This is a genomic window from Rhodocytophaga rosea (genome assembly GCF_010119975.1).
Taxonomy (GTDB): Bacteria; Bacteroidota; Bacteroidia; order Cytophagales; family 172606-1; genus Rhodocytophaga; species Rhodocytophaga rosea.
On sequence record NZ_CP048222.1, the window covers coordinates 4497435 to 4523966 of the forward strand.

At 41.2% G+C, this 26532-nt stretch carries 16 protein-coding genes and 1 pseudogene; 13 read left to right on the plus strand and 4 right to left on the minus strand.

The genetic code is table 11. The features are described 5' to 3' along the window. Positions 1 to 883 precede the first annotated feature (883 nt). Entirely contained in the window at positions 884 to 2005 is a 1122-nt protein-coding gene (locus tag GXP67_RS18635) for a hypothetical protein (RefSeq protein WP_162444522.1), read from the minus strand. Positions 2006 to 2249: 244 nt separating this feature from the next. On the opposite strand from GXP67_RS18635, the pseudogene GXP67_RS18640 reads away from it, so the two are divergent. Then, a pseudogene (locus GXP67_RS18640) lies at positions 2250 to 3940 on the plus strand (AMP-binding protein). A 20-nt stretch (positions 3941 to 3960) separates the two neighbouring features. On the opposite strand, the gene GXP67_RS18645 reads toward GXP67_RS18640, so the two are convergent. Then, entirely contained in the window at positions 3961 to 4896 is a 936-nt protein-coding gene (locus GXP67_RS18645) for a metallophosphoesterase family protein (RefSeq protein WP_162444523.1), read from the minus strand. Positions 4897 to 5169: 273 nt separating this feature from the next. Continuing rightward, entirely contained in the window at positions 5170 to 7635 is a 2466-nt protein-coding gene (locus tag GXP67_RS18650) for an AsmA family protein (RefSeq protein WP_162444524.1), read from the minus strand. A 342-nt stretch (positions 7636 to 7977) separates the two neighbouring features. Between GXP67_RS18650 and GXP67_RS18655 the strand changes: the two genes are divergently transcribed. Both GXP67_RS18655 and GXP67_RS18660 read left to right on the plus strand, forming a co-directional pair. Further along, a complete protein-coding gene (locus GXP67_RS18655; RefSeq protein WP_162444525.1) occupies positions 7978 to 9129 on the plus strand; it encodes a TIGR03364 family FAD-dependent oxidoreductase in 1152 nt (383 codons plus the stop codon). 258 nt (positions 9130 to 9387) lie between these two features. Further along, positions 9388 to 11553, plus strand: a complete 2166-nt coding sequence (locus tag GXP67_RS18660; protein ID WP_232064498.1) for a CehA/McbA family metallohydrolase — start codon at positions 9388 to 9390, stop codon at positions 11551 to 11553. Positions 11554 to 11612: 59 nt separating this feature from the next. Here GXP67_RS18660 and GXP67_RS18665 read toward each other — a convergent pair whose 3' ends face one another. Next, the gene (locus GXP67_RS18665) at positions 11613 to 12359 is read right to left on the minus strand and encodes a hemerythrin domain-containing protein (RefSeq protein ID WP_162444527.1); all 747 of its coding nucleotides are present in this window, start codon (positions 12357 to 12359) and stop codon (positions 11613 to 11615) included. A gap of 136 nt (positions 12360 to 12495) precedes the next feature. Between GXP67_RS18665 and GXP67_RS18670 the strand changes: the two genes are divergently transcribed. The 10 genes from GXP67_RS18670 (at position 12496) to GXP67_RS18715 (ending at position 26510) form a co-directional block, all read left to right on the plus strand. Next, positions 12496 to 12915, plus strand: coding sequence for a hypothetical protein (locus GXP67_RS18670; RefSeq protein ID WP_162444528.1), 420 nt, complete (start codon positions 12496 to 12498; stop codon positions 12913 to 12915). Positions 12916 to 13179: 264 nt separating this feature from the next. Then, positions 13180 to 14844, plus strand: coding sequence for a S41 family peptidase (locus GXP67_RS18675; protein ID WP_232064499.1), 1665 nt, complete (start codon positions 13180 to 13182; stop codon positions 14842 to 14844). 122 nt (positions 14845 to 14966) lie between these two features. After that, a complete protein-coding gene (locus tag GXP67_RS18680) occupies positions 14967 to 16127 on the plus strand; it encodes a homogentisate 1,2-dioxygenase (protein WP_162444529.1) in 1161 nt (386 codons plus the stop codon). Positions 16128 to 16178: 51 nt separating this feature from the next. Then, on the plus strand, positions 16179 to 16613 hold the full coding sequence (locus GXP67_RS18685; RefSeq protein ID WP_162444530.1) for an energy transducer TonB: 435 nt from the start codon (positions 16179 to 16181) through the stop codon (positions 16611 to 16613). A 304-nt stretch (positions 16614 to 16917) separates the two neighbouring features. Next, entirely contained in the window at positions 16918 to 17640 is a 723-nt protein-coding gene (locus tag GXP67_RS18690) for a hypothetical protein (RefSeq protein ID WP_162444531.1), read from the plus strand. Between the two features lie 83 nt (positions 17641 to 17723). Beyond that, positions 17724 to 18602: a lipoyl synthase gene (lipA, locus tag GXP67_RS18695; protein WP_162444532.1), complete on the plus strand. Its 879-nt coding sequence runs from the start codon at positions 17724 to 17726 to the stop codon at positions 18600 to 18602. Between the two features lie 242 nt (positions 18603 to 18844). Next, positions 18845 to 19912 (plus strand): Gfo/Idh/MocA family protein, encoded by a 1068-nt coding sequence (locus GXP67_RS18700; RefSeq protein WP_232064500.1) that lies wholly within the window; start codon positions 18845 to 18847, stop codon positions 19910 to 19912. A gap of 137 nt (positions 19913 to 20049) precedes the next feature. Next, a complete protein-coding gene (locus GXP67_RS18705) occupies positions 20050 to 21351 on the plus strand; it encodes a DUF1015 domain-containing protein (protein WP_162444534.1) in 1302 nt (433 codons plus the stop codon). Between the two features lie 446 nt (positions 21352 to 21797). Further along, on the plus strand, positions 21798 to 25010 hold the full coding sequence (locus GXP67_RS18710) for a DUF1553 domain-containing protein (protein WP_162444535.1): 3213 nt from the start codon (positions 21798 to 21800) through the stop codon (positions 25008 to 25010). Positions 25011 to 25034: 24 nt separating this feature from the next. Beyond that, positions 25035 to 26510, plus strand: coding sequence for a DUF1501 domain-containing protein (locus GXP67_RS18715; RefSeq protein WP_162444536.1), 1476 nt, complete (start codon positions 25035 to 25037; stop codon positions 26508 to 26510). Positions 26511 to 26532: the final 22 nt, after the last annotated feature.

Here is a 26532-nt window from a genome sequence, read left to right on the forward strand (position 1 = left end):
CAGATATAAGCAAATCATTAATAACTTTATCTGATACTGTATTTTGTGAAGTTATAATCTAAATTTGAGATGGTGGGTAATCTGCGACTATTCTTAAAAGGTATATGAAAAAATACTTACTTCATTATTTGCTTTTAGCTTTTATAGGTTTTTTGGAGGATGCTTTCAGAAAGATCCTATAGATAGCTACAACTCCCACTTTACTGCTAAACTGAAACCTATATAGTATCGCGGCAAAATAACGAAAAATGGTCCCTTTGATCATTTTATAGTGATAGATGGATATAAGGACGAATGTTTCAGTAATTATGATTTTATTATGTTATCCTACAAATATCTGGATACAGTAAAGACGAAACTTCCTGTTGAATCAATTAGATTTTGTACAACAGAAGCTAGTGATTTCTTTTATCCTAAAGAGAGCCCTGATAACATAAGAAAATATTCGATTGTAGGAATTAACTTTTCTGAAGAATCTTTATATGATTCGATTCCTGAAATACGCTCTGTTTACTATTGGAAAGATGGAAAAAGCTATGAATTAGACTTTCTATATTACCTTAAACATGGGCAGAAGAAGTAACCTGATCTATTAAATAATTAAAATAAAACAAAAATTCCATGCGTGATGGCCCGAAAAAACAGCGGGCATTGCGTAGGCTTGTAGCGGGGAAGCATTGTTTTTTCTTGACTTTTCTTTGCTTACTTTCTTTGTGTCAAGACAAAGAAAGTAAGGACGGAGTAAGAACAAAGACATCATCTACCTGATTATTGACACAAATAAATAATAGTTAGATAAAGTAAAAATTCTTTTGTAAGGCAAAGCATGAAAAAAGGGCTGAACAAACGTCTAGCCCTTTTTTAGTTTTCCTTTATTAATTTATTAAAACCTGTGTGCATAGTTGAGAAATACCAGATAATCGGCGAAAGCCGCATCTCCGTGCCGGTTCATTTGCCGGTCTGTTACGCTTTTGGTACGGTTGCGGATGAGGGCAACTGGCACTCCCAGCGTAACGATGTTTTTGCCATGTGCATAGGTAATGCCTGGCTCTACAGAAAATATATGTCCCGGGCGGCGGAATCCGTTGCTTTTTCCAATCAGGTCACGTACCGGAACCCCCTCAAAACGTCCGCCTAGGCTCACATAAATTCCTTTAGAAGGAAACACTGCATAATTTATCCCTGCCCTTGCAGAAAACTGGTCTGGCACCGAAAGATAAGATTCGTTAGCTAGGGTAGTATTTAAAGTTTCGCGGTAGGTACGGGTTTTGGTAGTATCCCGGGCATTAATCATATAAAAACCGCTGATGTAGGCTGTGGCATTATTAAATAACTTATGATACGCCTGAATCTCCAGTAAACCTGCTACGCCCCCATCGCCTAATTGTAAAGACTGATCAACCGGCCTACGTTCTAACACAACCTGGTCATTTCTTTTGATATGAAATTCATCCTGAGTATTAAAATTCCCGGTAGGAAGTTTTACACCAGCACCTATGGCAATATTTCCATTTGTATATTTTTCAGCATCAATCAGCCAGTAACTAGCCTGCAAGCGGATGTCTCCTAAGCCATAGGCTTGCGAGTGGTAACGGGGTCCATTCACACGGTCTACATGCTCATACCAGGAAGATCGGTCGGTATAGCTGAGCGGTACAACGGCACTAAAACTCAGCCGGTTGGTAAGAGCATAAGTTACACCCAGATCCAGGGCATTGGTCGTATTAATTACTTCATTGCCTATTTTCAGTCTTTCTTTTTCTTCATGATTGCCCCTGAAATGGCGGAAAGAACGGAAATAGCGGTAAGAAGCGGATACCTGCCACTGGCCAGCCATTAGATTGGTATTAGTATTAGCCGCGTTGGGATTTCCACAAGTAGACATGTGCCGTACGGCTACACAGCCCTGAGCCTGACTCTTTTCAGCGCTTATGAGAATGATAGTAAACAGGGCAACAATAGAGAGAAGATTTCTTGCAAAAGCTGGTTGTACAGATATTTTCATAAGGATAGGTTAAAATGATGCGAAAATGTAGGCAGATTGAATATATGATGCTTGCAGATTATGTGAACCTGCAGTTTTATCTGATGAACGATTCATTTACCTATGTAAAGCTCCCGGAATGAATTATACTTATCCGTTAAAAAATTTAATCCTGTTGAGATACATAGAACTTTTACAGAATAACATATAATAAAATTTATATTAAATTTGGAAATGATTATATTTAAGTAAAAATCTAATAGACATGGACATTCAGGCAACCCTTACCCCGCAGCGAGATCATATCTGGTACAAACATTATACAAAAGGTACTCCTCACCAGATTAACCCGGATAGCTATCCTTCTCTGGTAGAATTGATGGAAGAAGGTTTCGCCAAATTCAATGCCAAGCCAGCCTACGCTAATATGGGTGTAGAACTTTCCTTTACAGAAATGGACAGGCTGTCGAAAAACTTTGCGTCTTTTCTTCAGAATGATCTTAAGTTGCAGAAAGGAGACCGGATTGCCCTGCAAATGCCGAATATATTTCAGTACCCGGTAGCTATGCTGGGTGCCTTACGTGCCGGACTTATTGTAGTAAATACCAATCCTTTGTATACCCCCGGGAAATGGAGCATCAGTTTAAAGATTCTGGTGCCAAAGCCATTGTAATTCTGGCCAACTTTGCGGTAAACCTGGAGAAGGTGCTCGATAAAACCAGTATACAGCATGTGATCGTTACCGAATTAGGCGACCTGATGGGCTTTCCTAAAAAGCTGATTGTAAATACGGTAGTGAAGTATATAAAGAAAATGGTTCCTTCCTATAATCTGCCTAAGGCTATCCCCTTCGGTAAAGCCATTAAAGCCGATGGATCAGCCTATAAGAAGGTGGCACTGAAAGGATCAGATGTTGCATTCATTCAGTATACTGGTGGAACTACAGGCGTTTCTAAAGGTGCTATGCTGACGCACCGTAATATTGTGGCAAATGTGGAAATGAACTATGCCTGGATGAGTTCCAGAACAGATGAAACCAAAGATAATATTATCATAACGGCCCTCCCGCTGTACCACATTTATTCACTTACAGTGAATGCCCTAACAGCCCTCAAAAGTGGCTGTTTGAACGTGCTGATTACTAATCCCAGGGATATGAAGGCCTTTATCAAAGACCTGATCAAATATAAATTTACGATTATCACCGGAGTAAATACTTTATATAATGGCCTGCTCAACCATCCTGATTTTTCAAAAATAGATTTCAGCCACCTGAAAATAACCTCAGCCGGAGGGATGGCTTTACAAACAGCCGTTGCCGAAAAATGGGCAAAAGCTACCGGCTCTGTACCTGCAGAAGGCTATGGCCTTTCTGAAACCTCACCGGTTTTATGTAGCAATACGATAGATGGCAAAGCCAAGCTGGGCACCATTGGACTTCCATGGCCTAATACGGAGTTAAAAATTATGAAAGAAGATGGTACAGAAGCAGCTGTAGGGGAAAGTGGAGAAATATGGGCCAAAGGACCACAGGTAATGCCTGGCTACTGGAACCGCCCTGATGAAACAGCAAAAGTATTTGAAGGAGAATGGTTTAAAACCGGTGATATTGGTGTAATGGATGAAGATGGCTTTTTCAAGATAGTAGACCGGAAAAAAGACATGATCATTGTATCAGGCATGAAAGTATTCCCCAACGAAATAGAAGATGTAATTGCCAAACATCCTGGTGTACTGGAAGTAGCCTGCATTGGCGTACCAGATGCTAAATCCAGTGAAGCAGTAAAGGTTTTTGTAGTGAAAAAAGACCAGAACCTCACGGAAGATGATATGCGGAAATATTGCCGGGAAAACTTTACTGGTTACAAAGTTCCCAAACACATTGAGTTCAGGAAAGATCTGCCTAAGTCGAATATTGGTAAAATTGTACGCCGCTTGCTGAAAGAGACAGCCTGAGGTTAAAATCTGTAGCACTTCTAAGCCTGTGTATTGCGGTAATTCGTATAGGTATGGTCAAAAGAACCATCATCGTATAAGTTGAGCACCGAATACCCGGGCTTGGTTTCTTTATATGAACCATTCCACCAGTTGCCGCACACGGCACCGTTGCATAAAAATGTAATGCCATTATATTCTACTTTATCCAATAGATGCAAGTGTCCGCTCAGGCATACTTTTACATTTTTGTGTTTATAAAACAGGTCAGTTATCTCATTGGCATCCATGTGAACGAAAGATCCTGGAATTTGCCAGCCTCCGTTCTTCCGGCGGTCTCCATCAAAAAAGGCAGCAGCTGATACAATTGGGATATGCGACAATACGAGCACTGGTGTACGGTCAGGTACCTTTCGTAAATCGGTTTTAAGCCAGTCAAATTGTTCTTCATCCAGTTTGGCTATATATCCGCCTTCGGCTTTCAGTTGTACACTATCCAGTACAATAAAATGCCATCCGGCCTGGTCAAAGCTAAAATATCCTTTCTCAAGCTGTAATTTCTCTTTGGCCCAGTTTTTTCCATATAACTGGTCATTTTTTTCGCCAGCTGCCCAGATATCATGGTTGCCAATACAGTTCACCATTTTAAGAGAACATTCATTTTCAACCACTTTATTCCATACTTTCCATTGCTTGGCTACTGTAGATTTATCCCGGCTCAGCGCATCCATAATGCAATCGCCCCCATTGAGGATCAATTCTACTTTATCAGGCAGGGACTGGAGGTGATTAAAACATTTCGCTAATCCTTTGGGTGCCCGTAAACCAGGCTGTACATGAATATCAGTAATATGCGCAATGGTAATGGCTTTTTTTCGCCCGGCATTGGCCAATGAAGGAACCTGTATACCTGACATCCCGAATGGAAGCAGGCAGGATGCCATTCCTATGGTTTTTAACCAGTCTCTTCTTTTCATTTCCCTAAAACCTATAACTTGTTGAACAATAGTTTTTACTTAAAAAACTGCTATGGTGTTACACGTTTTACGAGATGTGCCAAATTATATTTTATCCTGTTGTATAAACAAGTACAAAATTAATCTAAAAAGCATAGTTAAACGATAATTGTCGACCTTCCAGGAAAAACACATGATGGAATAATGTAGACGGATTCATTTGCCGCCTTTATAATCTGGTGGCAAAATAAAAAAGTCTGGAAGAATAGTGATTAACGTTTCTTTAAGGCTATGTTAACTTTTTTTCTTGGCTTCCTTCACGCCTTTTTTGAAAGGATCTAGCGTGATTTTTACTTTCTCAGCAGCCGATTGCGCCCTTGCCCGCAGGTAAATACTCGATCCGGCATCTGAATGTACACCAATGTTTTCAGGTACGTAATCATCATCCCTTTTTCTCAGGTTGGTTAAAGGCAACTGAATACTCAGATCAGTAGTATCTTTGAAACTGAAAATCCCCTGCACAAAGAAGGTAAGCACACTGGAAGCAATTTCCATCCTTGAAATCATCAGATCCTGCCCTTTCAGCTCAATATCATTAATAATATCGGCAAAGGTAATATCGCTGAAATCCCTTTTTTTGAACACGACATTACTTATTTTCTCCAGTGGCTCAAAATTCATCAGACGGCCTTCTTTAAGTTGTACATACATGCGGCCTTCCATACTTTCGGGCTGTAAGTTATAGGCCTGGTCAAAAGTAGAGGAAAAAGTAATGTCTGCCTGAAGTTTCCCCATCAGGTTCTTGTCTTCCAGGGTTTTTTGTTTGAAATTCTCAAAGGAATAAAACAGATTCCGCACATCTGCATCCTGTATACGGGCTTTTATCTGGAGGTTGCCCACCGATTTGCTCAGGTCGTTGATCCGGCCATCGAGATTAAAATTTCCTCCGGAACTGCTCATTTCTATATTATCCAGACCCACAAAATTGTCATCTAAGGTGATATTTCCATTTACGCCGCTTGCTTCAAATTTCCTGTATTTAATCTCATCGGCATGAAATGCCAGGCGGCATTCCAGTTTTTCGATCAGTGAGTCTAGTCTGGAAGCAATTAATCTTTTGGTCTGGCTGCTTTTTTTTCTTTTAATAAGGCCCATTTTTTCAAGAGAGCCAGGAGATTTAAAATCATCGAAATTGAAAGCAGGAGTGCTTACTTCCATATTTGCCTGAATTTTACCCCGGTCATAAAGGAATAAAGGGAAAAAATCTTCAATACGTCCCTTTACCTGTATATCGTTATTATTAAGCTTAAATTTTAAAGATTGTATGGCAATATCCGATTGATCGAATTTGAAAGTGCTGTTTATTTTGGCGAACTCAAACTTGCGTGGATAATAATGGAATGAGCCATCTTTAATCTCAATAGTGCCTGAGAGTTTTCCGGGTATTGTATCATTTGTTGTATCAAAGAAATGAGCCAGATCACCTTTGTATTTGAAATCGATATTAGCTTTACCTGTACCCAGTTGCATTTTTTCCTCATCCAGTAAATGATTGGCTTGTTTCAGGGCGATATTAGCCGAACCGACCAGGTTGATTTTCGGATCAGTAAGCTGAGTAACTGTGAAAGTGGCTTTATAGGGCAAATTTTCATAACGGCCTGCGAACTGGGTAATTTCTACGGCGGAATTCTCATCACTCTGCTCTAGGGTAGAGTCGAGCTGGTTTACAAAACGGCCAGTCATATCAACATGGGTAAAAGTCTGCCCTTTGTAGGTGATGCTGGTATTATTGGCTTTAAACTGTACTTCCAGGTGTGGTACATACCCAGGCAGCAGCTGGGTAGAAAGAGTTGCTATTGCCTGTACTGGCCTGTCTACCGTGAACCGGTTGAGTTTTTTTGCAATGTTTTCCGGAAGCAATGGCGTTACCTTTTGTAAACTGGCCTGTGGGGCGGTAAATACCAGAAACAGGGAAATGGGCTTATTGAACAGTAAATTCCCTTTTACCTGGTAATTTTCTTGGCCAATATGAATGTCTGATGGAGAAATAGCTAACTGTTTCTCCAGAGTATGATACGTTAAGTGGAGTTGAAGTTCCGCCTCTTTGTTTTTAAGGAAACCTCCTTTAGCAGCATTAAAAGTAAGCCCATCAAAGTTCACCCGGCCTTTCAGGAGGATATCTATTATATCTTTTTTTCTATCGAGCTGGGTAAAGGCATTGGCTAAGCGGAAACCTATGGTTTTATTCCGTAAAGAATCAATATACTGGAAATGTACATTCCGGTATATTACTCTTTGCAGGTTCAGTTCCATACCCAAACTTCCGCTGCTGGCGGTATCCGAAGAAGCTGTATTTTGTTTAAATACGCTCATGTTGGAATAGTCTTGTTTATCTTTGAATAAATGAATATTTGCGTTTTGCAGAATGACAGATTTGATGCGAAGTTCGTTTTGCAACAATTTTAGCAATGCCAGCTGTAAGTGTATTTTGTCTGCCTCGAAAAGATACTGCTTATGCAGGACGTATAGGGAATCTTTGATTTTGGGCTGTACCAGGGTAAAAGAGAAATTAGGAAAATCGGCCAGTAAATTGAAATCCATTTCTTGTACGGTGAGTTCTCCATTGATTTTTTTATTGAATTCCTCTTTTACGGCTGCCATAATCTCGTCCTGGTAGCGCCAGACAATAAAATAGCCGGCAGATAGCAGCAAAATAATGCCGGCAACCAGATAAAAAATAAATTTGAGAAACAGCTTCATACAATGGTGGAGATAAGACATAAACCGGAACTATAACTTCTGAATTAACAGGTAGCTATACATGTGAATGAAGCATTCATACTTTCCGGTGAAGGTGTAAAACTTTAACTGAATATAGTGAAAAATAGTTGTCACTTCTGTTATTCGTCTTATTTTGCAGCATTGTCTCTTCATAAAGATGCAAAGCATTTGTTTTAAAGATATCTATTGCTGGTGCATTTAATAATTTCTTAAAGAGAGTATACAGTTTCACATAAGATGATTTTGTAGCTTGCCGAGCAGCAAAATACAAGCAGTTTTGGATTAACTATTTTGTACTGCTGCTCAACATCTCATTAAACTATGAAAACAACGAAAGGCGCTGACGTAGCTGTGATAGGGGCCGGTATAATCGGGCTGGCGATTGCCTATACTGCAGCCAGAAAAGGACAATCTGTGGTCGTATTTGAACGGAATACCAAAGCCATCGGTGCTTCTATCCGCAATTTTGGGTTGATCTGGCCCATTGGCCAGGCGCCTGGCAGGGCATATGAACGAGCCTTACACAGCCGGAATATATGGGCCGAATTAGCAAAGGAAGCAGGATTTTATGCCTCGGAAACCGGTTGTTTACACTTGGCCTATCACCAGGACGAAGCCAATGTATTGACAGAATTTGTTGATACAGCAGCTGTTCATGGCTATCAGGGCTGTGAATGGTTATCTCCGGTGGAAGTATTAACTAAAAGCAGCGCCGTACAATCAAAAGGTTTGCTTGGTGGAATGTGGAGCAAGACTGAAGTTACCGTAGATCCCAGGCAGGCAATTGCTGTGTTGCCTTCTTATTTAAACACAAAATATGGGGTACAATTCCGCTTTGGCGTGGCGGTGAATGGCATACAGATGCCTTTTATAGAAACCAAAGACGAAAAATGGGAAGTTGGTCAGACCTATGTATGCAGCGGAGCCGATTTTGAAACTTTATACCCGGAAATATTTGCCGGAACCGGAATTACCAAATGCAAACTGCAAATGATGCGTACCAGTTCGCAACCGAATAATTGGCAACTGGGACCTGCCCTCTGTGCCGGACTTACCCTGCGTCATTATGCGTCATTCAAACATTGTAATTCTTTAACAGCCTTAGATCAGCGAATTTTACAGGAGTTCCCCGAATACGAAAAATGGGGTATCCATGTGTTATTATCTCAAACCAGTCAGGGAGAACTTACCATCGGCGACTCGCATGAATATGGCCTTACGCCAGAACCCTTCGACCGGGAGGAAATAGATAAACTTATACTGGACTACCTGCATACCTTTGCCCATTTTCCGGATACACATATTACTTCCCGCTGGCATGGCATTTATCCCAAATTGCCAGGCAAAACTGAATTTATCGCTTATCCGGAAAAAGATGTAACCATTGTGAATGGCCTGAGTGGCGCAGGTATGACTTTATCTTTTGGACTGGCTGAGGAACTTGTACACACTGGTATGCTGGTGAATGAATAAATTTTTAGTTATTTGCCTAAGCTATTGAAAGTGTTACTGATAGGGTGAGTTTTACTTATACCCTTTTCATCATATTGTTTTTTCTATATCTTACGCTCCAAGCCAGAACAATGAAAAATAATGTCAAAAAAATACCAGCTAACTCTAACCTATACTTGTGCACTCTGTTTAAGTTGTCTATTTCTTCTGTTACTTCATCCGGCTAAAGCTCAAAATCAATCTGATTTGCAGCCTTTTCTTTTCCAGACCAATCGGCTTTTGGAAACGCTCGATTTTTTGGGTACACCACTATCCTCAGCAGATAAGCAAAAAATAGAAGAGATTATCCGGACCAGAAATGCCTTCCAGATGACAGAAGAAATTGCAAGTACATTAGACAAATATTGTATCCTGGAAGCAAGTATTAATCCTGAAAGCCGGGTACAAGTAGTGCCTGGAAAAGCAAATCCGCAGCTCTGGCAGAATGGCTGGCGAACATTCCTTATCAAAGTAGATAACCAGGCAGGCATCACTGCTGTATTGCAAGCCAGTAGCCAGCAGGCTTCGAAAGTGTATGCAGTAGAAGGCGATGCGTTTAATGGCTATCCAAAAGGCAAAATTGATCCTATTACCAAACAAGACATCGGCGACCGATGGCTGGACATGAGCCTGTATACCAAACCACCCATGCAGGATTATTTGAGTGGACTAGAGTTACAATACTTTATTGTGCAATTATACAGCCGGGATGCCGGTAAAAGAGCAGCCAGTTTTAGTGTACATGCCGGACATACAACACAGGATCTGGGTTTCCGGAATGAGGCAGATATTCTATTTGATTGTCTTCCGTCAAAAACCATTGCGTTTGAAGTAAAAGATGAAAATGGTAAACCCACTACAGCTTCTTTTGTGATCAAAGACAAACAAGGGCATATCTATCCGCCACAAGCCAAAAGGCTGGCACCAGACTTTTTTTTTCAGGATCAGATCTACCGGCAGCATGGCGAACACATGCTGCTTCCGGAAGGTAATTACTCCATTGAATATAGCCGTGGGCCAGAATATATCCCTCAGAAAAAGAATATAACTGTAACTACGCAGGCTATTCAGCCAGTTACATTTAACCTCAAACGGTGGATTGACCCGGCAAAAATGGGCTGGTACTCAGGCGATCATCATATTCATGCGGCTGGTTGTGCACATTATACTACCCCTACGGTAGGTGTAAATCCATCGGATATGATGAAGCATATTCTGGGAGAAGGCGTAAATGTGGGAAGTGTGCTTACCTGGGGACCAGGCTATTATCACCAGAAACAATTTTTTGAAGGCAAAGACAATTCTCTTTCTACGGCAGATAACCTGATGCGCTATGACCTGGAAGTTTCCGGTTTCCCATCCGGTCATGCCGGACATATTGTACTCTTGCGGCTCAAAGACCAGGATTACCCGAATACAAAAGTACTTGAAGACTGGCCCACCTGGACACTTCCGGTACTTAAATGGGCCAAAGCACAAGGAGCTGTTACCGGCTATGCTCACTCTGGTTTGGGTCTGGAAGTGAAAACAGATAAGCTACCCAACTACGATATGCCCAGATTTGATGGTATTGGAGCCAACGAATATATTGTAGCGGTTACACAAGATCTGGTAGATTTTATTTCTACCGTGGATACTCCCCATTCCCATGAACTGAATATCTGGTATCATACCTTAAATTGCGGATACCGCACCAGAATCAGCGGAGAAACAGATTTTCCCTGCATGAGCGAAGAGCAAGTTGCCCATGGACGCAGTTATGTAAAATTAGATGGAAAGTTGAATTTTAACGATTGGGTGAATGGCCTCAAAGCCGGGCGGAGTTATGTATCAGAAGGGAAAAGCCATTTATTAAACTTCAGGGTGAATACACTGGAAGTAGGAACGAACGGGAGTGAATTGCATATGAAAGGCCCTTCTACTGTTAAAGTAAGTGCGAAAGTAGGAGCTTACCTGGCAGTACAAAATGACACTACTGTTCGCAAACTGAATCTTTCGCAAGATCTCTGGTATCAAAAACCGTACTGGAATCTGGAAAGAGCAAGGATTGGAAATACCCGGACTGTACCTGTTGAATTGATCGTAAATGGAGAAGTTGTGGCCACCAAAGATATACTCGCTGATGGTAACCTGCAGGATATTAGCTTTGATGTACCTGTTGCCAAAAGCAGCTGGGTAGCGCTGCGTATTTTGCCTTCATCTCATACCAATCCCATATTTGTTATTGTAGATAATAAACCCATCCGGGCATCCAGGCAAAGTGCAGAATGGTGTGTAAAAGCAGTTGATCAATGCTGGAGTCAGAAAGAAAGTCAGATTTCTGCGAAGGAGAAACCAGAAGCACAAAAAGCCTATCAGGCGGCTAAAGAAGCATATAGCAAAATTCTGTCGGAAATCGCAGAGTAATATCTGACCTGCATAAGTAACTTATAATCAGCTTTTTTCTTACAAGTATAGCAGAAACCTTAATTTAGTAGAGAGGTCTTGTTCAGCTTGTTCTGCGCTTCTTTTTCCAAGATAAGGGCTTTTGGAAAGAGAATTTCATTTTCAATGCGGGCATGCAGCTTGAGTTCCTGCTCAAAAGATTTCAGTTCAGCAAACACCACTTTCATATGGAGGCCATGTTGAGGTTCTAGCGTATACCCGTTCGTAATGTTGCGAATGCCCTGCATCTCATCATCATGGGTATCATGGTCCATGGCATATTTCTGAATAGAATGTTTGCGGAGCGCATAATATAATTTACCGGGATTCATCTGCTGTTTGGTAGCTGCTACCAGCTGGGAGATATAGGTAAATAAGGTATCTTCTTCTTCGTAAATGTGGTAAATAAAATCCTCCACAAACAAAGGAAACACAATCTGAAGGTCTTTTACCAAAGTAGCAGAGGCAGGCGTTAGTTTTTCGATCAGGCGGGCGATATAGGGCAGCTTTTGCTTGATAAAAATGTGGTGAGAATGTTTCAGATACTCAATTACTAAGTCTGCCGGGAGTTCTTCTACAGGTACCTGGGGAACAGGTTCTGTTTTCTGAATAGATTCCAGGCTGCGTACCACTTGCGCTACATTCAAGCCTTTCTTCTGGCATACCTGTACCAGGGTAGGTTCGGAGTATTCATAAAACTGTATGCCAAAATAATAGAGAACATAGGCGTAGATGTAATTCTCATCTACCAGTTCTGTTATTTTCTTATTGAGTATCTCCACCTTCATAGAATTATAAGCCTGTATACAAATATAAATAATTTATGAATTATTCACTATCGGCTCACAAATTTCAAACCGGAATGATGTTAGTTTACGAACATAATCTTTGTAAGATATGTTATTGGTATAATGCACGTAAATTATGATACGTCCGATTTTTACGCTAGTATTTATTCTGTTTATCTTATCTGTTAGGGCTCAGTCGACTTTCATTCCAAATAGTTGCATTAGTGAGACAGATACTCTGGATGGAAGTAAAGTATATACGGTAGTTTCCAAACAGCCTGAATATCAAGGGGGGATTAACCAGTTTTATAAAGCTATTGCCAGAAATATTGTTGTTGATAGAGGCACTAGACACCAAATAGATAGTAGAATCGTTTTTACATTTATTATAGATAAAAATGGGCAAGTTCGTGAATTTTGCTTGATTAAACCACAAGGTCTTCAGTTTAATACAAACGAATTAGTAACTAAAATCAACAATTGGACTCCTGGAGAATTAGATGGAGTAAAAGTACCTGTAAGATTGACTATTCCAATGATTATAGAACTAAGATAGTAATGAATTCACAAATAAAGCCTCTGGTAAAATTACCACTCATCAAAACCTGTTAACAATTTTAACCAAAATTTAATAACTTTCATTTCATACAAAGCAGCTTTTCATGGCTATTTGCGTTTACAATATTCCCGGCATAGTATATGTATCTACATACGAACCTTACCGGAAAAGACTGGAAACAGCAGATTTCAGCTTGGATTTATAAACTACAATTACTAATTTATACTTTCTTTCAAATTCGCAACTTAATCTTTTATTCACGTGGGTAATATAAATAATTCGAAGTTTTTTATACGGTTACCTCTGCTCTTGGCGATTGCCATTGCCGGAGGTATTTTTATTGGTGCCACCATGTTTGGCGGCAGCAGTAATATTAACACCATTGCCAAAGGCTACATGAAATACAAAGAGATTCTCACCTATATAGACAGGGATTATGTAGATACGGTCAATACAGAAGAACTCATTGACTATTCTATCGAAAAAATGCTGGAACGCCTTGATCCGCATACAGTCTATATTCCTGCTAAAGATCTACAAATGGCCCGTTCCCAGCTGGAAGGTGATTTCGATGGCATTGGCGTAGAATTTAATATTTTTAAAGATACGGTGTATGTGGTAGCTCCCATTACTGGTGGCCCTTCTGAAACAGTAGGTATCCGTGCCGGCGATAAAATTGTGGAAGTGGATGGCAAACCAATGGTAGGTAAAGAAGTAGATAATGCGATGGTATTTAGTAAACTACGTGGGCCCAAAGGGTCGAAAGTGAAACTGGGTATTGCCCGTGGTATGAGTAAAGAGGTTCAGCAATATACGGTGACCAGAAACAAAATACCCAGCTATTCTATTGATGCTGTGTATATGATGGATAATAAAACAGGCTATATTAAAGTAAACCGCTTTGCAGCTAATACCTACGAAGAATTTAAAAAAGCCATGAAAACCCTTAAAGACCAGGGCATGGTGCAACTGATGCTAGACTTAAGAGGCAACCCTGGCGGATATATGGACCGGGCTACCAATATGGCCGATGAACTGTTAGCCGGCAATAAACTGATTGTGTACACAGACGGCAAAGAAAACCGGTACGATTCAAAGGTAAATGCCTATATGAACGGATTATTCGAAAAAGGTCCGGTGATTGTGTTGATTGACGAAGGAAGTGCTTCTGCCTCAGAAATTGTAGCCGGTGCTTTACAGGATAATGACAGAGCATTGATTGTAGGCCGCCGTTCGTTTGGAAAAGGTCTGGTGCAGGCTCCTATTCCACTGGAAGATGGGTCAGAGTTGCGGTTAACTATTTCCAGATATTATACGCCTAGTGGACGCAGCATTCAAAAACCCTATACGCATGATGAATCAGACGAAGGCTATAGCATGGATGTGATGAAACGCTACGAACATGGTGAATTCTTTCATGCCGATAGTATTAAATTCAATGATTCTCTTAAATATCAGACGACCAAAGGCCGTACGGTGTATGGTGGTGGTGGTATTATGCCCGACTATTTTGTCGCCCTGGATACAAGTTTTAACAGCAAATATCTGACAGCTCTGGCCAGTGCTAATGTTATCCGGGAATATGCTTTTAAATACTATACCAATCATAAAGCAACATTTGAAAAGCAAAAATTTGCTGATTATAATGCCAGCTTTACTGTATCTGAACCAATGCTGAAAGAAGTAGTAAATATGGCTACAGCAGCAGGGGTGAAGTACAACGAAGCTGAATTTAACCGCTCCAAAGATTTTATTCGTACACAAATTAAAGCATTGATTGCCAGAAGTGTGTGGAAAAGCGGGAACAGTGGAATGAACAATGAATATTATCAGGTAATGGCTGCTACCGATGAGATTTACCAGCAGGCCAATAAGCTTTTCGATAAAGCGGCAGACATCGAAAAAGGAAAAGTAGCTATTAAATAAATAGTCCGCGGACCAAGTTACAGAATTACTGAGTTATAGAATTACTGAATGCTTTAACATAAATTCAGATTTTCTGTAATTCAGTAATTCTTTCATTTAGGGGACTTATAAACCCAATTGCTATGAGTTATTATTATAAATTAGGAGACATCCCCCACAAACGGCATACCCAGTTCCGGCAGCCAGATGGCAGTTTGTATAAGGAAGAAGTAGTTAGTTCTAAAGGTTTCAGTGGAATTTATTCTATCCTGTATCATAAAAATCCGCCTACTAAAGTAAAACAAGTACAAGAGCCTGTTCCGTTTGGTTTTACACTGGCACATCAGTATCCGCTTAAACATACCCATCTGAAAACTTCTGTGGTAGAGGCAACCGGCGCAGATTATCTGGATTCCCGCAAAACCCTGATGGCCAACCATGATGTAGCCTTATCTATCTGCAATCCTACAGGAAAAAGTATGGATTATTTTTACAAAAATGGCGAATCCGATGAGGTACTATTTATACATGATGGGAGTGGTGAACTCATTTCTCAGTTTGGTAAACTACGTTTTGAGCAAGGCGATTATATAGTAATTCCCAGAACGACCATTTATAAGCTCCAGTTTGATGAAGCTCCGGTACGTATGCTTATTATTGAGTCTACCGGTCCGATAGAAACGGTGAAAAGATACCGTAATGAACTGGGGCAATTGCTGGAACATTCGCCCTATTGCGAACGGGATATCCGTCCGCCTAGTGAATTAAATATAGAGGATAGCACAGGAGAATACCTGGTGAAAATAAAAAAGGGCGGATATTTGCACCAATATGTATATGAATTCAGTCCGCTGGATGTAGTAGGCTGGGATGGATATTTGTATCCCTATGCACTCTCGATTCACGATTTTGAGCCCATCACTGGCCGTATTCACCAGCCGCCTCCGGTGCATCAGACCTTCCAGGCACATAATTTTGTGATCTGCTCCTTTGTACCCCGTTTATTCGATTACCATCCGCTTTCCATTCCTGCGCCCTATAACCATTCCAATATAGATTCGGATGAGGTGTTATATTATGTAGAAGGCAATTTTATGAGCCGCAAAGGAATTGATCGTGCATCTTTTACATTGCATCCTGGCGGTTTGCCGCATGGCCCACATCCCGGAACAGTAGAAGCCAGCATTGGCGCTACCAAAACCAATGAACTGGCGGTTATGGTAGATACGTTCCGACCCTTAATTCTGACAGAAGAAGCTTTACCTTATGTAGATGAAAAATACCCTATGAGCTGGAATGGGTAGTGCTTATTTGTTGGCTAGAGTTAAAAGAGATATGTATAATAATCAGCTATTATGAATCAAAGTAGTTGCAAATACCAAATAAGCATATTGCTAATTAGTATGTTGGTAAGCATAGCTTCTGAACTTTATTCTCAAGATTTTCATAACATCGATCAAAGGGATACAACTATTTATTTATCAGTTGATTCTTATCCTAAATTGATTACACTGGAGCGAGAATATGAGATTTCTAACCTATCAGCGTTTGTCAACCAACATTTAAAATGGCCAAGGACAAGTCTAGATTGTGAAGGAAGAGTTTTTATTTCTTTCATAGTAGAAAAAAATGGAAGCTTAAGTAATAAGAAGTTCGCAAAAAGACTATGTGAGGGGTTTGATGAAAAAGCAATGGATGTTATAGATTTGATGAATACTTGGCAACCAGGAATTATTAATGGAGCACCGGTAAGAACCTTAGTGACCATTCCAATAAAATTTAGCTTATAATAAAAGCACTCAGTAAATATCATTTATAAAAGTTTAGCAGCCCGCTATTCGTTCAACTAGAAATACAATAGTAACTCCACTTATATTGAAATCAAATTAGTTTCCTTATTCATCGAAATTGAGAGCGCTGCACTTTCTTAAAATTTTTACGGAAATTGAACTCAATTGTCTGAAGAATACCAATAAACTTCGCTCTGCTTCGTTAACTTTACAGCCTGTCAAATGGATGAACATTTGACTATTTTTTTGCGTTATTCGTAAAAATACCTAGCTTTCACAATCACCTTAATTATTTATATAAGCCGTGTTTCGCTCTGCACTCATCATACTTTTCTGCACTTTATTTTCAGGTTTTGCGCTTGCTCAGGAGGAGGAAGACGAAGAGTATCAATCTGAATTTGTATATGGTGTCAACTTTAATACCAATGGAGGGATTATTGGCGGTGCCATGATTAAATATGCCAGGGCAATGGGACCAAATATGTACCAGACTTTCGGACTGGAGATTGTAAATGTGAAACATCCCAAGGAATTACGGGCGCAAAGCAATTTAACCGGGAATACCTTTATTTATGGCAAGCAGAACTACCTGTTTGTAATCCGTCCTAATTATGGCCGCGAACTAGTACTGTTCCGGAAGGCGCCCGACGAAGGTGTACAAATCAATGCCATTGCCGCTGCCGGACCTTCTATCGGACTGGTAAAACCCTATTATATTTTGTATGCATACTCTCCGCAGGATGTCCGTTCAGAACCTTATAACCCCGACAGGCATAATGATTTTAACCGGGTTTCCGGAAGTGGGGGCCTTACCGAAGGATTTGGTGAAATGAATGTTACCATGGGCTTACATGCCAAAGCAGGCCTGAGCTTTGAACTAAGCGGATTTCGAAACAGTGTAACCGGCTTCGAAGTAGGTTTTCTAGCCGAAGCCTACACCAAAAAAATTATTATCATTCCTGCCGCCCAGAACAGAAGCGTATTCAGTTCTGTATATCTTACTCTATTTTTCGGCAGCAAACGCTGATTAATAAACTATTTATTTGGGCTTTGTTGTTTCATATTTAGTAGTAAACCGCAATTTTGCCCATCATTACATTGCACAAACTTATGATTGAACTTCCAGTAATAGAATCTTCTAAAAATACCACACGCAAACCCGACTGGCTGAGGGTAAAACTACCTATTGGTAAGACTTATGCCAATGTCCGGAAGATTGTGGATGATAATAAACTGCATACCATTTGCCAGAGTGGCAATTGTCCGAATATGGGCGAATGCTGGGGAGCCGGTACCGCCACTTTTATGATCCTGGGCAATATTTGCACCCGTAGCTGTACCTTTTGTGCCGTGGCTACCGGCAGGCCAACTGAATACGATACCGATGAACCCCGCCGGGTGGCCGAGGCGATTAAACTGATGGGAGTAAAACATGCTGTGATTACTTCTGTTAACCGGGATGAACTCAAAGACCGAGGTGCTGAAATATGGTACCAGACCGTAGTAGAAGTAAAAAAAGCATCTCCTGCTACTACCATTGAAACTCTGATTCCGGATGTAAAAGGCAACTGGGAAGCCTTGTACCGTATGATCAGTGCAGGCCAGGAAGTAGTATCGCATAACATGGAAACGGTGGAACGCCTGTACAGACGGGTACGCCCACAGGCCAGATATGAGCGGAGCCTGGAACAGATTCAGCGCATTAAAGAATATGGCAAACGCACCAAATCCGGTATTATGCTGGGTGTAGGCGAAACAGCCGATGAAGTATATAAGGCAATGGACGATCTGGTAGCACATGGCCTGGATATTCTGACCTTAGGACAATATTTACAGCCTACTAAAATGCACCTGGAAGTAGCTGAATTTATTCACCCGGATATGTTTGCACGCTATAAAGAAGAAGGCCTAAAACGGGGATTAAAATATGTAGAATCAGGTCCGATGGTGCGTTCCTCTTACCATGCTGAAAAGCACGTAATGGTATAAGTTGTAGACCAAAAGTATAACTATTTATAACTCATTCTTTCGAAAATCCTGTCTGATGGCAGGATTTTTTATTTCCCGGCATTTGTATTTGTTTTACTTTGAAAGATGGAAATGCAGGCTCTTGAAACAACCACGTAAAAAAATAGCGGAAACAGAATTAATTAAGTACTTTATGGCCAAATTTTACTCCTATGTGTAAGACCTGTATTTTGATTGTTTTTTTATTTCTCAACCTTCTTTGTATGGCAACCATGGTTCGGGCACGGACTCAAAAAAAAGCACCCATACGGGTGGGCGTAGCCGGATTAAATCATGGTCATGCTCCAATGATATTAAATTATAAAAACAAAGAAGTAGTTGAAATGGTGGGAATTGCGGAACCCAACCGGGAACTGGCCGAGCAGTATGCAAAGAAATATGGCTTTAGTATGGACATTGTTTACAATAGCCTGGAGGAGATGCTGGATAAAACCAAGCCTGAAGCAGTCGCGGCATTCAATTCAATATTTGGCCACCTGGAAGTAGTAAAAATTTGTGCACCCAGAGGGATTCATGTGATGGTAGAAAAGCCACTGGCTATCAGCCTCGATCATGCGAAACAAATGGAAGCACTGGCCAAAAAACACAAGATACACTTACTCACTAACTACGAAACCACCTGGTATGGCAGCACACATAAAGCCTATGCCATGGTGAATCAGGACAAAAGTATTGGCGATATCCGGAAAATAGTAGTACATGATGGTCACCCAGGCCCTATGGAAATTGGCGTTGGCAAAGAGTTTCTAGACTGGCTTACCGATCCCGAGCAGAATGGGGGAGGCGCATTAATCGATTTTGGGTGTTATGGGGCTGATTTAATTACCTGGCTCATGAAAGGAGAACGGCCTGTTTCGGTTACTGCCATCACCCAGCAAATTAAACCTGATATTTACCCGAAGGTAGATGATGAAGCAACTATAATAGTAACGTATCCCAAAGCCCAGGGGATTATACAAGCATCCTGGAACTGGCCGGTCAGCCGAAAAGATATGGCCATCTATGGAAAAACAGGCTATATACAAACCATTGATGCGCTGAATATGCGGGTACGCTTACATGAAAAATCGCAGGAAAACACTCTAAAAGCAGAACCAACCAAGTCTCCCCAACAGAATCCCTTCGACTATCTGGCGGCTGTTATCAGAGGTGAAATTAAGTCAACAGATGATCTGTCTTCTTTATCCATAAATATGGTAGCCATGGAAATTCTGGATGCGGCCAGGCGGTCTGCCAAAGAGGGGAAAACTATTTATCTCACTAAAAAGTAAACAATATATACGCAAACCGAATGACTTAAAAATTGTGCGGATTTGCTTTTGCTACATTCTCCAAAAGTATATGTAAATGCTGTGAGAACCGGGCATTTCTATAACTTGCGGCCTATTATTCATTTATAATACAGCTAATGGCAGAAATTAAGCCTTTCCGGGCATGGAGATACAACCAAAGTTTATTTGAAAATATTGAAGAGCTTACCTCTCCACTTTTCGATGTAGTTTCCGATAAACAACGCAACCGGTTATACCAGCATCCCTATAATAGTATTCATATATCTGTGCCATCCGGCGAATATGCTCCTCAGCAAGCAGCCAGGCTACTTCAGCAATGGAAAGTGGATCAGATTATTTTACAGGATGCATTGCCAGCTATTTATGTATATTATCAGTATTTCTCTTTGCCGGGAAATCCCAAAACTTTTTGCCGGAAAGGATTTATTTGTCATATTAAAGCCTACGACTGGCCGGAAAAAGTAATTCTACGCCATGAAAATACCATTCCGCATTCCGTGAACGACAGAACAGCGCTTCTGGAAGCTACCCAGTTACATGTGAGCCCAACGCATGGCTTATATACCGATGCAGAATTTGAGCTGGAATACTATATGGACGAGAGTATCCTGAATCCCATTTACGAAACGGAAGATTACCAGGGAGTACGAGATGTATTGAGTGTCATTCAGGATGCAGCTGTTATCAGAAAGTTTATGCAGAAGCTGGCACATAAACAAGTTATCCTTGCCGACGGACACCACCGCTATGAAAGCTCCATTACACTGCGTAAAAAATATATGGCCGAAAATCCGGCGCATACCGGGCAGGAGCCCTATAATTATCACCTGATGTACCTGAGCAATACGGAAGCCAATGATTTGTGTATTCTGCCTACTCACCGCCTCATCTGTAGCCTGCCTGATCTGGATGTATCAGATTTTATGCACAAACTGCAAACTTATTTTATAATTAAGGTAGTAGAAGATCCTTATGATCTGAATGAAATTATTCTCGGCAAACAGTGGGCATTTGGCTTATTGCTGAAAGATACCGTCTATAAAATCCGGTTAAAGCCAGAGGTATTCAGCCAGATGAGCTGGCAATTTCCACCCGAAGTAAAAGAACTCGACCTGACGGTACTTCATTATTTTGTGATCGAAAAAGCCTTAGGTATTCCGGGAAAGGATCAGCGGAAAAGTCCCTATATTCATTTTTCCAGAAGCTTCTCTGAATGTATGGCGCAGGTGATGCAGGGAGAAGCACAGATGGCGCTTATTACACAAAATATTTCTATGGAAGAAGTAAAAAAAGTATGTGCCAGCGGATATACCATGCCCCAGAAATCTACCTACTTTTATCCGAAAGTGATCTGTGGCTTTTTGTTCAGTTCCATAGTTCCCGCTGAATTTACAACACCAGGATGTTCTGTATTTTAATTCTTTAGCTCCATTTATTAAGCGATAATCACTTTATATAAAGTTTATAGAAAAGATAAAATCCAGCATACAAAAATTGCTGTCCGATCACAATGACTAACTAGAAGCAAGATTTGGGATGTTCATTACTGTAGGAGCTTTAGTTTACTCTCATCTTTGGTAATAGTATTATTACCTGAAAAATAGCGGTAATATGTTTTATATTAAGTTAAGTAGCTTTGGCATGAACCAGGACATAAGCCCATTTGCTTTCTTGGCTAACAATGTGGGTGAAATACTTTTTATTATTGTGTTCACATTCAAAAGGATATAGGAAGAATTTCCTTACATAAGCTGATCGGCGAAAAATATTATAAGGGAAGTCTTTATTAAAAAAATTATTAGTAAATTAATAATTGAATATTTTTTTATCTTTTATCGTGATAGGAATTTAAAAAATTTTGCCTATGGCCTGCCATTTTCGAAAGCTGCTGCTTATTGTCTTAGCAGCGCTGTATGGGTGTAATCAGGTAACAATTCCCGAAAACATTGCCCAGGCAAAACAAAATCTGCCAGATAAAATTGATTTTAACCTGCACGTAAAGCCTATTCTTTCAGACCGCTGTTTTGCCTGCCATGGGCCAGATAAAAATAAGCGGGAAGAAGATTTACGATTGGATATAGCAGAAGGAGCTTTCGCCGCTTTAAAATCAGGGCATGGGAAGGCGATTGTACCTGGAAGCTTGCATAATAGCGAAGTGGTGAGACGTATCCTTTCTGAAAATCCGGAGGAAAGAATGCCGCCAGCCAGTTCAAATCTGAGTTTAACACCAGAAGAGTCAGCTACACTTATCAAATGGATTGAACAGGGTGCCGAGTACAAACCACACTGGGCTTTTATTCCACCAACTAAGCCGGAAGTTCCACTGGCAAAAAACAAATCATGGAAATCAAATAATCCCATTGATAATTTTGTGCAAGCCACTTTAGAAAACAAAAACCTTAGTCCGGCTCCGGAAGCAGATAAAGAACGCTTGTTACGCAGAGTAACAATGGATTTAACAGGCTTACCTCCGACTATTGCAGAAATAGATGCTTTTTTAACCGATAATTCCCCTGATGCTTATGAAAAAGTAGTTGACCGCCTGCTCACCACAGATGCCTTTGCCGAACGTATGGCGATGGAATGGATGGATGTTGCCCGCTATGCCGATTCTCATGGGATGCATGCGGATGGATGGCGCATGATGTGGCCCTGGCGGGATTGGGTAATTAAGGCGTTTAAAAATAATATGCCGTATGACCAGTTCAGTACCTGGCAGATTGCCGGAGACTTATTGCCTAATGCCACAAAAGAGCAGATTCTGGCTACAGCTTTTAACCGCAACCACCCGATGACGGCTGAAGGAGGAGTGATTGATGAGGAATTCCGCCTGAAATATGTATTTGACCGCACCAGCACTATTGGAACTGCTTTTCTGGCTTTAACCGTAGAATGCGCGCAGTGCCACGATCATAAATTTGACCCCATTTCCCAGAAAGATTATTATTCGTTATCAGCTTTTTTCAATAATGTAAAAGAGCTCGGCATGACTGGTGATGATGGAAATTATGGCCCTATGTTACTATTGCCGGATGAAACCACAGAAAAGAAGTTAGCTGCCTTGGATAAACAAATACAGGACAAAGAAAAAGAGATAGAGCTTTCAGCAGAAAAAGCAGACCAGATACACCAGTTTATATCGAATAAATATCCTGCACCGGAAAGTCCAGCCGCTTATTTGCCTTTTGACAAAACAGCAACTACCACCAGGAAAGAAGGAGAAAAAGAACTAATCATAGATGGCTCACCCCAATGTTATTCTTCGGGCACTCCTGAGCTGGTGAATGGTAAAAGAGGCAAAGCCTTACTGTTTAATGATGAGTATGATGAGGTGTTTTTGAAGAAAGTAGGCGCATATGAAATGAATGAAGCTTTTTCTGTGGGCATGTGGATCAATACCTCTAAACTGGAGAAAGGCAAAACGCAGACACTGATAGGAAACACCGGCAACAAAAACAATTTCTGGCGGGGATGGGAATTCTACCTGGATACGGCCAATCATCTTTCTGTACGGCTTATTCACTCACTGCCGCATAATTATTTGCATGTAAGCACCCTTGAAAGTATTCCGCTTGATACCTGGACCCATGTGGCTTTCACCTATGAAGGTTCTGGAAAAGCCTCTGGTGTGAAACTGTATATGAATGGTGAGAAAGTATCTACAGCAAATAACTATGACCGCTTGTACAAAACTATCCGGACTATTGATGATGTAAAGCATTTAGCGCAGGAAAGACCCCTTAAAATCGGAAAAAGCTACAGGGTATTCACTGGAGAATATGGAATCTTCAAAGGAATGATAGATGAAGTAAGCTTATTTAACCGGCAAATATCTACGTTTGAAATTAAAAAATTAGTAAAGCCGGAAGCACAACCAGAGGGCAGTTCTGCGCAAGAGTATCTCACTTTCCGCAATTCCCACTATCAGGCACTTCAACAGGAATTAAAAGAATTACGCCATGACAGAATTAAGGCAATCAATCAGGTGCCTGAAATAATGGTGATGGAGGAAATGAAACAGACCCGGCCTGCCTTTGTGCTCAACCGTGGACAATATGATTCACCAAAAGAAAAAGTAAATCCCGCTACTCCCCAAAGTGTAATGAGCTTCCCGGAAAACCTACCCAAAAATCGCCTGGGTTTGTCGAAATGGTTGTTTGATGCCCGCAATCCGCTTACAGCCCGTGTAACAGTAAACCGCTACTGGCAACTATTTTTTGGACAAGGCCTGGTGAAAACTTCCCATGATTTTGGTAACCAGGGCAATTTGCCATCCCATCCTGAATTGCTCGACTGGCTGGCCATTACCTTCCGGGAATCTGGCTGGGACGTGAAAAAACTAATGAAACTAATTGCCATGTCAGCTACGTACCGGCAAAACTCCAGGGCAGATAAGCAGTTACTGGAAACAGATCCGGATAATAAATTCCTGGCCAGAGGACCCAAATACCGCCTGCCAGCTGAAATGATCCGCGACAATGCCCTGGCAGCCAGTGGATTATTAGTCAGGTGGGTGGGTGGAGAAAGTGTAAAACCCTATCAGCCAGAAGGTCTCTGGACAGAAAAGAATAATTTCTCCCACATGCTATTTGACTATGTTCCCAGCAAAGGAGATAGCTTATACCGCCGCAGCATGTATTCTTTCATCCGCCGTACTTCGCCACATCCGGCCATGGTTGCCTTCGATGCAACCGCCAGAGATGTATGTATGGTAAAACGGGAAACCACCAATACCCCTTTGCAGGCCTTGGTGCTGTTAAATGATCCGCAGTTTGTAGAAGCAGCCAGAGTAATGGCCATACGATTGCAGAAAGAGGGAGATGAACTGGAGCAACAACTCGAACTGGCTTTCCGCCTCACTACCGGACGAAAACCCAAAGAGAAAGAAATTGAAGTATTAAAGCAGTTGTATCAATCGCAGTACACACAGTTTACGCACAACACAAATCAGGCAGAGGAATTACTGGGTGTGGGAGAGTATAAACAAGAAGATGGTATTGATAAAGCTAAAACAGCCGCATTAGCTATGGTGGCCAGTACGCTGTTCAATCATGATGAATCCTATATGAAACGGTAGATATAAGCTTAACACAAGAAATACATGGATCATTCTAGCTGTAATCATTATAATACCAAATATACCAGAAGGGATTTTCTCACTAAAACATCTCTGGGATTGGGAGCCGCCAGTATTGCTTCACTGCTAAACCCTTTAGGCTTATTTGGACAGGGAGCCAACCCAAAACAGATCATTGAAAACTCGAATGGCGGCGTATTAGGCCAGCCACATTTTGTGCCCAAAGCAAAACGGGTTATTTACTTGTTTCAGAGTGGCGCTCCTTCACACCTGGACTTATTTGATTATAAGCCTTTACTCAATAAGATGAATGGCAATGATATGCCTCCAAGCGTTCGTGGCGAAGGGCGGCTTACTGGTATGTCTTCCGGACAAACAATTTTTCCATTGGCAGGGTCTTCGTTTAACTTTAAACAATATGGAAAGTCTGGTGCCTGGATGAGCGAATTAATGCCTTACACTTCCAAAATTGTAGATGAACTCTGCTTTGTAAAATCCATGCATACGGATGCCATCAATCATGATCCGGCGATTACCTTTATTCAGAGTGGTTCCCAGTTTCCCGGCAGGCCATCGATAGGTTCATGGCTGAGTTATGGCCTTGGGTCAGATAATGAGAATTTGCCGGCTTTTGTTGTGCTGGTTACTCAAGGACAAACCGGGCAACCTATTTATGCACGGTTGTGGGGAAATGGGTTTTTGCCTTCTGAACACCAGGGAGTGCAGTTCAGGGCTGGAAAGAATCCAGTGTTATACTTATCTAATCCTCCTGGAGTAGCTTCAGAGAGCAGGCGGGAGCAACTGGATTACCTAAACAAATTGCAGGAAATGCAGTACGATGAATTTGAAGACCCCGAAATACAGGCCAGAATCTCGCAGTATGAAATGGCCTACCGCATGCAAACATCAGTTCCGGAAATTATGGATACAAGCAAAGAACCGGATTATATTTATGACATGTATGGTCCCGATTCACGTAAACCGGGAACGTTTGCTGCCAATTGCCTGCTTGCCCGCAGGCTTGCCGAAAAAGGAGTAAAGTTTATTCAACTCTATCATAGGGATTGGGACCATCATGGGAATTTGCCGAATGCCTTGCCTGTAAAATGTAAAGAAACCGACCAGAGCTCAGCTGCCCTGATTATGGACTTAAAACAACGCGGTTTGCTGGAGGATACACTGGTAATATGGGGCGGTGAATTCGGACGTACCAGTTATTCCCAGGGTAAACTCACTGCCGACAACTATGGCCGGGATCATCATCCTAAATGTTTTACACTGTTTATGGCAGGGGCAGGTGTAAAAAAAGGATTTACCTATGGGGCAACCGATGAGTTTGGCTATAATGTACTACAAGATCCAGTACATGTGCACGATTTTCAGGCTACCTTGCTGCATTTATTAGGTATTGATCATGAAAAGTTAGTGTATAAATTCCAGGGAAGAAGATACCGCCTGACTGACGTTCATGGAAAAGTAGTTCGTGAAATTATAGCCTGACACCTTGAACTTCAGAAGCATT